This is a genomic window from Haemophilus parainfluenzae (assembly GCF_900450995.1).
In the GTDB taxonomy this organism is placed as follows: Bacteria; Pseudomonadota; Gammaproteobacteria; order Enterobacterales; family Pasteurellaceae; genus Haemophilus_D; species Haemophilus_D parainfluenzae_O.
Map to the genome: position 1 here is coordinate 1022724 of NZ_UGHY01000002.1, position 12878 is coordinate 1035601.

Consider the following 12878-nt stretch of genomic DNA (forward strand, 5'->3'; position numbering starts at 1 on the left):
TTATTTTTGTGATCTAACTCAAAAAAATACCGCACTCGGTTTCCCAAAGTGCGGTCATTTTTAATGATATTTTTGAGTGTTAGACTAAACGTCTAGGTTTGCTCTTAATGCATTCATTTCAATGAATTCACGGCGAGGTTCAACTTCATCACCCATCAATGTGGTGAAGAGTTGGTCTGCAGCAACAGCATCTTTAATTGATACTTTTAACATACGACGAGCATTTGGATCCATGGTGGTTTCCCAAAGTTGCTCAGCGTTCATTTCACCTAACCCTTTATAGCGTTGGATTTCTAAGCCACGACGAGATTCTTTCATCAACCATTCAACAGCTTGTTCAAATGATTGAACGGGTTGAGTTTTTTCACCACGAGTAACGTAAGCACCCTCTTCTAGCAAGCCATTCACTTGCTGAGCGAATGCGGTAATCTTTGCAAATTCATTGCCCGTCACAAAATCAAAGTTGATGAAGTAATCAGTATCAATACCATGTTTACGAACAGTAATGACTGCTTCATATACTTGGCGTTCGCTGTTAAATTGAGTTCTCGCTGAATATAAATGCGCTTCTGTTTCTTTTTCAGTTAGGTACGCAACAAAAGCATTCGCCCAATTTTCGACTGCACTTTCATTACGCATTAACTCAATGGTTAATTGTGGTTGGTAAACCAAGCCTTGTAACAATGGCTCAGGATAGTAACGGCTTAAACGAGTAATTAATTTCTGAACATTGTTATATTCGCCTACTAATTTCTCAAACACTAAATCATTCATTGCCGGTGCATTAGCACTGATATGCAACGCTGCACCATCTAACGCAAGCATTAACTCATATTGCACCATTTCGTCGTTATCTTTGATGTAACGCTCTTGTTTACCTTTTTTCACTTTATAAAGTGGCGGCTGAGCAATATACACGTAACCACGCTCAATTAATTCCGGCATTTGACGATAGAAGAAGGTCAACAATAAAGTACGAATATGTGAACCGTCCACGTCCGCATCGGTCATGATAATGATGTGATGATAACGTAATTTATCCGGATTATATTCATCACGCCCAATACCACAGCCAAGCGCCGTAATTAATGTGCCCACTTCTTGAGAAGAAAGCATTTTGTCAAAACGTGCTTTTTCAACGTTAAGAATTTTACCTTTTAATGGCAAAATCGCTTGAGTTTTACGATCACGACCTGATTTTGCCGAACCACCCGCAGAATCCCCCTCCACGAGGTAAAGTTCTGAAAGAGCTGGGTCTTTTTCTTGGCAGTCTGCTAATTTACCCGGAAGACCTGCAATATCTAATGCGCCTTTGCGGCGGGTCATTTCACGGGCTTTACGCGCTGCTTCACGTGCACGTGCAGCCGTAATAATTTGATTTACAATGATTTTCGCATCGGCTGGATTTTCTAATAAATATTCCTGCATACGCTCATTCATAGCAGATTCAACCGCACTTTTCACTTCAGAAGACACTAATTTGTCTTTTGTTTGTGAAGAGAATTTCGGATCTGGCACTTTCACTGAGATAATCGCAACCAAACCTTCACGCGCGTCGTCACCTGAAGTGCTCACTTTCTCTTTTTTCAGTAACCCTTCGCTTTCCATATAGTTATTTAAGCTACGCGTTAACGCACCACGGAAACCGGCTAAGTGAGTACCACCATCACGTTGTGGAATGTTATTGGTAAAGCAATAAACGTTTTCATTTACGCCATCATTCCATTGCAATGCGACTTCCACGCCAATGCCGTCTTTTTCAGCTGAAAAATAGAATGGTTTTGGGTGAATTGGATTTTTATTTTTATTTAAATATTCAACGAACGCTTGAATACCACCTTCATAATGGAAGTGATCTTCTGTGCCATCACGTTTATCGATTAAACGAATGGATACACCAGAATTTAAGAATGAAAGCTCACGTAGGCGTTTTGCTAAAATTTTGTAATCGAAAGTTGTAATTGCAAAGATTTCTGGACTTGGCCAGAAACGCACCGTTGTACCCGTCGCTTGAGTTTCACCGATAACGGTTAAAGGCCCTTGAGGCTCACCTAAGTGGTAGAATTGCTCGTGCACATGACCTTGGCGACGAATAGTTAATTGCAATTTATCAGAAAGTGCATTTACTACCGAAACACCTACGCCGTGTAAACCGCCTGATACTTTATAAGAGTTATCATCGAATTTACCACCTGCATGAAGCACTGTCATAATAACTTCTGCCGCCGAAACACCTTCTTCTGGGTGAATATCTACTGGAATACCACGGCCGTCATCTTGTACGGAAACAGAATTGTCATCATGAATAGTAACAATAATATCGGAACAATAACCGGCAAGCGCTTCATCGATCGCATTATCCACTACCTCAAACACCATATGGTGTAGGCCTGTTCCATCATCGGTATCCCCAATATACATGCCCGGACGTTTCCGAACCGCATCAAGCCCTTTTAAGACTTTAATACTTGATGCACCATAAGCATTTTCTGTAACCGGTGTTTCTGACATAGTTTTTCTCTATTTTGTAATGAAAATTGTGTGGAATTGTAGCAAAAAACTGACTATTTTGCGAAATAAAAGTGCGGTCAAAATTTTCAGTGTTAAAAAACTAATAAATAAGTACATAGCATATAAAACAAAAAAACGAGTTTTTATCTAAACTCGTCTTTTTTATTGTATTAACACTTATTTCCAAATATGGTTATTTAACCCGAGTTCTTTCACCATATCTATGAAACTTTTGATACTCGAAATATAATCTCGAATCGTATTGTCTTCTAGCAAGGACTTTTCAAAAGATGGTTCAAAACTATTCTTTCCTAAATTAACCGCAACGATCACTTCTCGGTTACGAAGCACCATCGAAATAGGGCATTAAATTTCTCTTTCAATCCACAAAAGCGTTCCATTAACTTAGGTGATAAGGCATATCTTGCTAAGATTTGATCTTCAGTGAAAACGTCAAAGTAACGATTAAAAGATATGTTATCCATCAAAGCAATTTTACCTTCTTTTCTCAGCCCCGCTTCCTTCTTATCACAAACATAAACCCAATGGGTAAGTTCTTTAGGAAAAGTTGGTTTGAATAAAATACCTTGAAAATTCTGAGCACCTAATGCCTTAACCGATTTCTCTTTCAACTCCATGTTAAATGCTGAAAAATCACAGATTTCAACCTCTGTCTGATTAAACTTACCAAAAATTAAATCCTCACTACGGAACGTTGCGGGACCACTATCATAAACGGAGAGGAAATCAGCAATACTCAGACCTCTATCAACGTTAAAGTGGAAGCCAAATTCCTGGACAATTGTATTAATCACTCGAGTTTTAAATTCTGCAATAAAGCGCTTATATTTAAAAAATAAATGACGAAAAGAATAAATGAGTAAGCCAAGAATTTAGTTTTATCCACTTCCCTATTCATATCACAACAAAGTGCGGTCAATTTTTAAGAAGATTTTTCGAGACTCAATCCTTTCTTTATTATTGTGATTTTATGTACAAAAAAGATACTCCAGGTAAAGACAATCCCACCAAATAACAATCATTCTCAATAATCTTAAAAAACAATAACTTACCCACTAATTTCACAAGGAAAATAAGGATATTTTTGATTACGATCAAATAAATTTCCCTCATCAAGGCATATCATAGGTAAATTAACCATACAAGTAACGTGCCAATTTGGAGTGATTATATGCAACGAAGTGATGGATTATTTTCTGCTTTAGCAGAAGTTTCCCGTCGGGATTTTATGAAATTATGTACCGCACTTGCGGCGACCATGGGGTTAAGTTCAAAAGCGGGGGCAGAAATGACCGCTGCTTTAACCGAACCTAAACGTCCACCAGTATTATGGATTGGTGCGCAAGAATGTACGGGTTGTACTGAATCCTTGCTACGCGCGACCCACCCAACAGTAGAAAACTTGGTATTGGAAATGATTTCCTTAGAATACCACGAAACTCTTTCTGCAGCCTTTGGGGAACAAGCTGAAAATAACAAACACAATGCAATTAAACAGTATTATGGAAAATATGTTTTAGTCGTAGATGGATCTATTCCGGTAAAAGACGGCGGCGTCTATTGTATGGTAGCAGGTAAACCGATTGTAGAACACATCCAAGAAGCCGCTAAAGGTGCTGCAGCGATTATTGCAATCGGTTCTTGTGCAGCATGGGGCGGCGTACCTTCTAGCGGTGGCAATCCAACTGGTGCAAGCAGCTTGTCTGAAGTATTACCAAAAGGCACGCCAGTGATTAATATTCCAGGTTGTCCACCAAATCCACACAACTTCCTTGCAACTGTCGCTTATATTCTTACTTATAAGAAACTACCCGCAATGGACAAATTAAATCGTCCATTATTCGCTTACGATCGCTTAATTCACGAAAACTGCTATCGTCGTCCGCACTTTGATGCGGGTCGCTTTGCTAAAGAATACGGCGATTATGGTCACCGCAACGGTTGGTGTCTGTATCATCTCGGTTGTAAAGGACCAGAAACTTACGGTAACTGCTCTACTTTAGAATTCTGTGATGTCGGCGGTAATAACTGGCCAGTCGGTATCGGACACCCTTGCTATGGTTGTAACGAAAAAGGCGTCGGCTTTACTAAAGGTATCTTCCAATTAGCTGGCGTAGAAAACCCAACACCACGTGTTGAAAAACCTGATGTCAACAACACCGAAGGTTCAGGTGCAACTATGACTGCCATTGGTTTATTAGGCGGTGCCGCTGCAATCCTAGCAGGCGTGAGTGTTGTGACCTTACGTGAATTAAGCGCTCAACATAAAGCCCGTTCTGAAGCTAAAGCCGCAGAGAAAGAACAACATACAGGTAAATAATAATGGATAGACGAAAATTTCTAAAAGCAGGTATGCTTGGCGGAATCGCTTCCTCCTTGCCTGTGTCGAGTGCGCAGGCAACGGAAACGGTTGAGCCCATTCCTGGCGCACTAGGAATGCTTTACGACTCTACCCTTTGCGTAGGTTGTCAAGCATGCGTGGCTGAATGTCAAAACGTAAACCACACACCCGTGAACCCAAAAGGTGATCAAACTTGGTCAAATAACGACAAACTCACCCCATTTACTCGTAACGTGATTCAAGTATGGAGTGATGGTGACGGCACAAATAAAGACAAAACAGAAAACGGCTATGCTTACGTGAAAAAACAATGTATGCATTGCGTTGACCCAAACTGTGTTGCGGTTTGCCCGGTTCAAGCGCTTACCAAAGATCCAAAAACCGGTATCGTAAAATATGACCCAGATATTTGTACTGGTTGCCGTTATTGCATGGTTGGCTGTCCGTTTGATGTACCAAAATACGACTATGACAATCCATTCGGTGAAATCAGCAAATGTGAACTCTGTAACCAAAAAGGTGTTGAACGTTTAGATAAAGGCGAATTACCTGGTTGCTGTCATGTTTGTCCAACTGGCGCCATTATTTTTGGTACACGTGAAGAATTATTGGCTGAAGCTAAACGTCGTTTAAGCTTATTACGTGGTACTGAATATGATTACCCACGTCAACACGTCAATAGTACAGATAAATACCGTGCTACCGTACCGGCATATCAATATCATATCTACGGTGAAAAAGAAGGTGGTGGTACGCAGGTGCTCGCCTTAAGTGGTGTACCTTTTGCTAATCTTGGTTTACCAGACTTAGATGAAGTCGCGACAGGTTCTCGTGCGGCGCATTTACAACACTTCTTGTATCGCGGTTTAGCCTTACCGTTAGTGGCACTTGCCGGTTTAACCTTTATGACTTACAAAAATATGCATGGCGATAAAATCGCTGAGCGTATTGCAGCACAAAAAGAAGCCATGCGTCAGGCACGCAAGGAAATCGAAGAAGCGGAGGATGAGCATCATGAGTAATCCACGTCCAGTAGGCGGTCGCCTTGTTTCTGCCGCAATTCTCTTTTTTGCACCACTTGCCGTGCTTTGCGTTTTATTAATTTTAAAACGTTTAGTGTTTGGTATTGGTTCCGTGACCGCACTTAATGGCGGTTATCCTTGGGGTTTATGGATTGCCTTTGACTTACTTGTCGGTACAGGATTTGCCTGTGGTGGTTGGGCGCTCGCTTGGACCGTGTACATTTTCAATAAAGGGAAATATCACGCCCTTGTTCGCCCAGCATTGCTTGCAAGTTTATTCGGCTATTCCCTTGGTGGTTTATCTATCACCATTGATATGGGACGTTATTGGCATTTGCCATATTTCTACATTCCAGGGCAGTTCAACACGAATTCCGTTCTATTTGAAACGGCATTTTGTATGACGGTGTATATCATCGTGGTGACCCTAGAGTTTGCTCCTGTATGGCTTGGTTTCTTCGGCTTGAAAAAATGGTTTAATAAACTCAATAAAATCATGTTTTTCATTATTGCCTTGGGTGCCTTGTTACCAATGATGCACCAATCCTCTATGGGTTCCTTGATGATTGTAGCGGGTCACAAAGTCCATCCGGTATGGCAAAGCTATGAAGCGCTACCAATTCTCTCCTTGCTGACAGCTTTCATTATGGGCTTCTCTATTGTGATTTTTGAGGGTTCTTTAGTTAAAGCGGGTCTTGCAGGAAAAACACCAGATGAACGCCATTTATTTACTCAATTGGCACGCGTTACCGCAGGATTAATTTTCTGTTTCTTAGCGGTGCGTTTTGGTGAGTTGATTTATCACGACAAACTGCAAATGGTTGTGGGTTTCGATAAATTAACTAAATTTGAAGCATGGATGTTCTGGATGGAAGTCTGGTTGATGGTATTACCGTTACTTACCCTCTTCCTCGGGGAGAAAAAATCAGATTCCCGTTGGTTATTTATTTCGGCATTAAGCATGTTACTCGGTGCAGCATTATGGCGTATGAACTACTCGCTTATCATGTATAATCCGGGCAACGGCTATCAATATTTCCCGTCTGCGGAAGAATTGCTTATTTCAATCGGCTTCGTTTCTATTGAAGTATGTGCCTATATTTTAATCATTCGTCTATTCCCTGTATTACCGGTATTTAAAGAAAAACATACCGAAGACTCAGAAAAAATTATTGCCGAAAAAGCGGCATTCAGCAAAAAAGTTAGCGGAGCAGAATAATGTCAGAAAAAAAAACGTATCTCAATTGACCCAATTACCCGTATTGAGGGTCATTTACGTATTGATTGTGAAATTGAAAATGGCGTCGTCACCAATGCTTGGTCATCTGGTACCATGTGGCGTGGTATGGAAAATATCGTAAAAGGTGCCGACCCACGTGATGCATGGATGATTATGCAACGTATCTGTGGCGTATGCACCACAGTACACGCGATTATCAGCGTACGTGCCGTAGAAGATGCTATCAGTGCTAAAGTTCCCGTAAATGCACAGTACATTCGTAACATGATTCTTGCTGCACATACCATTCATGACCATATTGTGCATTTCTATCAACTCTCCGCCATGGACTGGGTAGATATCACTTCTGCCTTAAAAGCAGATCCGGAAAAAGCGGCTGATATGCTAAAAGGCGTGTCCACATGGTCATTAAACAGTGCTAACGAATTCCGCAATGTACAGAAAAAAATTCAAGCATTAGTGGACAGCGGACAACTTGGTATTTTCGCTAACGGTTATTTCGGTCATGCTGCAATGAAACTTCCACCAGAAGTAAACCTCATTGCCGTAGCCCACTATTTGCAAGCGCTTGAATGTCAACGTGATGCTAACCGTGTAGTCGCATTACTCGGTAGTAAAACACCACACATTCAAAACTTGGCGATTGGTGGTGTAGCAAACCCAATTAACTTAGATTCCCAAGCAGTACTAAACCAAGAACGTCTTATGTTCGTGAAAGCTTGTATCGATCGCCTAACTGACTTCATTAACCAAGTGTATAAAGTAGATGCAGCAGTATTTGCGGCTTACTACCCTGAATGGTTAAGCTTAGGCAAAACATCTGGCAACTACTTATCTGTACCAGAATACCCAATTGATGCAGATAACTCTAAATTCATGTTAAAAGGTGGTTATATCGAAAACGGCGATTTATCGACTTTCCGTCCAATTGATCAACAAAAAGATGAATTCGTTGTAAAAGGCATTAAAGAAAGTGGTAAACACGCTTGGTACGAAGACGATGAGCCATTAGAACCTTGGGCGGGTTTAACTCGTCCGAAATACACAGGCTGGCAAGATGATGGTAAATACTCTTGGGTAAAAGCACCGACATTCTACGGTAAAGTTGTCGAAGTAGGTCCTCTCGCCTATTTAATGTGTGGTTTGGCCGCAAATGACACGCCAACCGTTAGCCATTTCAATGAATTAAAAGGCATCTATGAAAAATTGACCGGTAATACTTTAACCACCGATCAATTACATTCTACCCTTGGACGTATTATCGGTCGTACCGTGCATTGCTGTGCGATCAACGACATTTTAAGCGCTCAATGGCAAATGCTCATTGATAATATTGCTAAAGGTGATATGACGGCTTATATCAAAACAGATATTCCAGCAAACGGTGAATTCCGTGGTGTTGGTTTCGGTGAAGTACCACGCGGTATGCTTTCTCACTGGGTTGTGATCAAAGACGGTCGCATCGAAAACTATCAAGCGGTTGTACCATCCACATGGAATGCCGGTCCGCGTAATGAACAAGACCAAATGGGTCCCTATGAGCTTTCCATTATTGGTACACCGGTGGCAGATCCGACTAAACCATTGGAAGTGGTTCGAACCATTCACTCATTCGACCCTTGTATGTCATGCGCCGTACATGTAGTTAATACCGAAAACGGTGAAGTGACTGAAGTGAAGGTGTTGTAATGAAGCCGTTAATTCTTGGTGTCGGCAATATTTTGTTAAGTGATGAAGGTGTCGGTGTACGCGTTGTGCAGGAGCTTGAAAAACGTCCTAAAATTCAACCGCACTTTGACATCATCGATGGTGGAACTTGTGGCATGGAATTACTGGATGCGATGGCAAATCGCGAGCATTTGATTATTGTTGATGCTGTGCTTGCTAACAAACAACCAGGTGAGATTATCGTGTTGCATGACGAGCAAGTGCCAACCTTTTTCTCTCGCAAAATTTCACCACACCAACTCGGCATTTGTGATGTACTTTCTGCGATGAAATTGACGGATGAATTTCCAAAACACCTTTGCCTTATCGGCATCCAACCAGAATCACTAGAATCTGGAATTGGTTTGACGGAAACAATACAAAACATGTTGCCAAAGGTTTTTGAAACGTTAAATCAAGTCATTAAGGAATACGGTTTGAATCTAGATTCCTCTCTTTAGAAAAGAGGGGCCGACTTAATTAATCGAAACTAGGGTTAAATCTCCCCTAACCCCCTCTTTACGAAAGAGGGGAATTTTCTTTAAGGTTTCTCCAGAATTCTTTAATCTTATTAATATTGAAAAATAAACCATGTATCGACACGAAAAAACACCACAAAATTCGACCGCACTTTTAACCTCTGTCACTGGCTTTGAAGAAAACCCAACGGAGATTTTCCTTACTGAAATGAAAAACATTGTGCCCGAAATGCAAGATCTTCCTTTTTATCACAAAGGCATCAAGTGTTTCTGCCCTAAATTTGTTTTATTCGAAGACCAATGGATTGGCACAGTATTAACCCCGTGGATGATGAGTATTGTAATTCTGCCTGGGCCTCAACAACAATGGGAGCCTCGTGAATTAGGTGACAAACTCACCGTGCAGCTGCCTTACAAAGCACTCACTTTCACCGTTAGTAGCATTGAAAATGTACCGCAATATTTAAGTTGCTCCTTACATTCACCCCTCGATCCGAATCTGACTAATGAACAAGCGATTCAACTCACACAAGATTGTTTACGTATGATTTTATCCATCCCAACCGCACAACCGACATTTAATTCTGATCGCCGCAACCTGTTTAAAGCCATGATAAAATAAGCCTAATCGTCAGTATTTTTCTATATTTTGAATATCTTTATGAAAAATGAATGATACACATTTCAAGAAGCTATTAAAGAGTATTTTCTTAGCCTAGGTCTATACGCTGAAACCAATAAGACAATAAAAGGTATAAGAACCGAACATGATATTGACATATATGTGGATTTTTCCTTTATTGGTTTAAAAACTATTTGGCTTATTGAGGCCAAATATTGGAATCAAAAGATTGATAAAAATACCGTATCTGCATTTATGCATAGAGTGAATGAAACTTGTGCAGATAAAGGAATTATTATTTCTAAAAAAGGATTTCAAACTGGTGCTTTTGAAGCAGCAGAAAACTCAAATATTCTACTAAGAACATTTGAAGAATTAAAAAAGGAAACCGAACATTACACATTAACCAATATACTACATTCATATGAAAATAGGTTTAACATTCTTGAAGCAAGATATTGGTCACACTCTAAACAGATTAGACAAAAATATAACCTTAGGGGTTACATAGAAGATGACACTGAATTTTCAGGCTTTGTTTTATTAGGTAAGATTCAGAATGTAATAGAAAATATTAAGCATGTTGCCTATCCAATCAATTTAACTATTCCACAATTAACACAAATTGGGGAAGTTCAAGCTAATAATCTTCAACAAGCCATAAATTGGTTAAATTTAAGTCTAAATTTTTTAGACGAAAAATTAATACTTGCCGAAGTAGAAATGCAGAAAAACAATGATTTTTTGCCTAAATTATATTACCCTGCAGTATCAATAATTAAGTCTATTTATGAACACATAAAATTGTATGATTAGTGTTTTCATTGCATACGACACTCAATAAAAAATGGGCAAAGTAAAATAACTTACTTTGCCCATTTTGCTTTGCATCCCGCACAAAGTGCGGTCAATTTTTGCTTAATTTTTCACATTAATACAACACACGTGCTTTAATTGTACCTTCAATCTCACGGAGTTTGGCTAACAATGGTGATGCATCATCTGTTTCAACATCTACCACAACATAACCAATTTTTGGATCGGTTTGCAGATATTGCGCTGCAATATTGAGATTGGCTTCGACGAAAATTTGGTTCAGTTTGTTTAATACGCCTGGACGATTTTCGTGAATGTGAAGTAAACGTTTTGTGCCAACGTGTTCTGGTAAAGAAACTTCTGGGAAATTCACGGAAGAAAGAGTTGAGCCGTTATCTGAATATTTCACAAATTTACCCGCGACTTCAAAACCAATGTTTTCTTGTGCTTCCGCGGTTGAACCACCGATATGCGGGGTTAAGATCACATTATCAAATTTACGTAATGGTGAAACAAACTCTTCATTGATTGAAGCAGGCTCAACAGGGAATACGTCAATCGCCGCACCACGAACTTTACCTTGTTCAAGCGCAGCTGCTAAAGCATCAATATCCACTACCGTACCACGTGCCGCATTGATCAAAATAGAATCTTGTTTTAACTGTGCAATACGTTCAGCACTCATTAAATTACGGGTTGAAGGTAAATCAGGTACATGAAGTGAGATCACATCACAAGACCCCAATAACTCTTCAAGTGTGTGCAATTGTTTTGCATTACCCAATGGCAATTTATTTTCGATATCGTAGAAATACACGTCCATCCCTAGAGATTCCGCAATAATACTTAATTGCGAACCGATATGGCCGTAACCCACGATACCTAATTTTTTACCACGTACTTCATGAGAGCCAACTGCCGATTTATTCCATAAACCACGATGCACATCTGCATTCGCTTGAGGAATATTACGCATTAAAAGCAAAATCTCACCCAACACTAATTCAGCTACAGAACGTGTATTGGAGAACGGGGCATTAAATACTGGAATCCCACGCATTTTTGCTGCATTAAGATCCACTTGGTTGGTTCCGATACAGAAACAGCCAATAGCAATAAGCTTCGGCGCAGCTTCAATCATTTCTGCAGTTAATTGGGTACGTGAACGTAAGCCAATAAAATGCGCATCTTTAATCGCTTCTTTTAGCTCATCACCATCTAAGGCTTTTTTGTAAAAGTCGATGTTGGTGTAGCCAGCCGCATGTAAGGTATCTAATGCACTTTGGTGCACGCCCTCTAATAGCACAAATTTAATTTTTGATTTGTCGAGTGAGACTTTGTTTGTCATGTTTGCTTCCTTATTTTTATTAATCAATAATTTTTGCGCCGTCTGGCGTACCAACAATCACAATATCCGCCCCACGTAAGGCAAAAATACCGTTTGTTACGACACCTGCGACATTATTCAATTCTTTTTCCATTTCCACTGGATTTAAGATAGCGAAGTTATGTACATCTAAAATCACGTTGCCGTTATCCGTTACTACACCTTCACGATATTCTGGGGCGCCACCAAGAGAAACTAATTTACGACCAACTTGTGAACGTGCCATTGGAATCACTTCTACTGGCAATGGGAATGTGCTACCTAACACATCCACTTGTTTGCTAGAATCAACGATACAAATAAATTTTTTCGCTAAAGCGGCCACAATTTTTTCGCGAGTCAATGCAGCACCACCACCTTTAATCATCATTTTTTGTGGATTAATTTCATCAGCGCCATCCACATAAATATCTAAACTGGATACATCGTTAGCACTAAACACTTCAATGCCCTGTTTACGCAATAATTCTTCTGAGGCTTTAGATGCCGCTACCGCGCCTTGAATTTGATCTTTTAATTCGCCTAAAGCCTCAATAAAACAATTCACTGTTGAGCCACTTCCTACACCAACAATGGTATCGGGTTTGACATATTTTAATGCAGCACGCGCAGCTAATTTTTTCATTTCTAGTTGATCCATTTCTCTGTCCCTTTTAAATTTTAAATAATGACGTAAACGTTTGCTTTACTTTAATACGCCCCTATTAAATAAACAAGTGTAAAAATTTATTC

Annotated in this window: 9 protein-coding genes and 2 pseudogenes; 7 read left to right on the forward strand and 4 right to left on the reverse strand. The window is 40.0% G+C overall.

The window, feature by feature from the left end:
- Positions 1 to 84: 84 nt before the first annotated feature.
- Complete coding sequence (gene gyrB / locus DX522_RS05315) at positions 85 to 2511, reverse strand: DNA topoisomerase (ATP-hydrolyzing) subunit B (RefSeq protein WP_115180061.1); 2427 nt, start codon at positions 2509 to 2511, stop codon at positions 85 to 87.
- Between the two features lie 177 nt (positions 2512 to 2688).
- Positions 2689 to 3149, reverse strand: a pseudogene (locus tag DX522_RS12055) (DUF3137 domain-containing protein).
- A 554-nt stretch (positions 3150 to 3703) separates the two neighbouring features.
- Here DX522_RS12055 and hybO point away from each other — a divergent pair.
- The 7 genes and pseudogenes from hybO to DX522_RS05360 form a co-directional block, all read left to right on the forward strand.
- Positions 3704 to 4852, forward strand: a complete 1149-nt coding sequence (gene hybO, locus DX522_RS05330; protein ID WP_115180064.1) for a hydrogenase 2 small subunit — start codon at positions 3704 to 3706, stop codon at positions 4850 to 4852.
- A 2-nt stretch (positions 4853 to 4854) separates the two neighbouring features.
- Entirely contained in the window at positions 4855 to 5895 is a 1041-nt protein-coding gene (gene hybA / locus DX522_RS05335; RefSeq protein ID WP_049368207.1) for a hydrogenase 2 operon protein HybA, read from the forward strand.
- Entirely contained in the window at positions 5888 to 7114 is a 1227-nt protein-coding gene (gene hybB / locus DX522_RS05340; RefSeq protein WP_005695037.1) for a Ni/Fe-hydrogenase cytochrome b subunit, read from the forward strand. Before hybA ends, hybB begins: the two co-directional genes overlap by 8 nt.
- A gap of 18 nt (positions 7115 to 7132) precedes the next feature.
- Positions 7133 to 8824: a hydrogenase 2 large subunit gene (hybC, locus tag DX522_RS05345; RefSeq protein WP_115180065.1), complete on the forward strand. Its 1692-nt coding sequence runs from the start codon at positions 7133 to 7135 to the stop codon at positions 8822 to 8824.
- On the forward strand, positions 8824 to 9303 hold the full coding sequence (locus tag DX522_RS05350; RefSeq protein WP_115180066.1) for a HyaD/HybD family hydrogenase maturation endopeptidase: 480 nt from the start codon (positions 8824 to 8826) through the stop codon (positions 9301 to 9303). Before hybC ends, DX522_RS05350 begins: the two co-directional genes overlap by 1 nt.
- Positions 9304 to 9433: 130 nt before the next feature.
- Positions 9434 to 9943, forward strand: a complete 510-nt coding sequence (gene hybE, locus DX522_RS05355) for a hydrogenase-2 assembly chaperone (RefSeq protein ID WP_115180067.1) — start codon at positions 9434 to 9436, stop codon at positions 9941 to 9943.
- 69 nt (positions 9944 to 10012) lie between these two features.
- A pseudogene (locus DX522_RS05360) lies at positions 10013 to 10759 on the forward strand (restriction endonuclease); the annotation flags it as partial.
- A gap of 115 nt (positions 10760 to 10874) precedes the next feature.
- Here DX522_RS05360 and serA read toward each other — a convergent pair.
- Together serA and rpiA are read right to left on the reverse strand one after the other, a co-directional pair.
- Positions 10875 to 12107 carry a phosphoglycerate dehydrogenase gene (gene serA, locus DX522_RS05365; protein ID WP_115180069.1) on the reverse strand — a complete coding sequence of 411 codons (1233 nt, stop codon included), beginning with the start codon at positions 12105 to 12107 and terminating at the stop codon, positions 10875 to 10877.
- 19 nt (positions 12108 to 12126) lie between these two features.
- Positions 12127 to 12786 (reverse strand): ribose-5-phosphate isomerase RpiA, encoded by a 660-nt coding sequence (gene rpiA / locus DX522_RS05370; RefSeq protein WP_049364295.1) that lies wholly within the window; start codon positions 12784 to 12786, stop codon positions 12127 to 12129.
- Positions 12787 to 12878 lie beyond the last annotated feature (92 nt).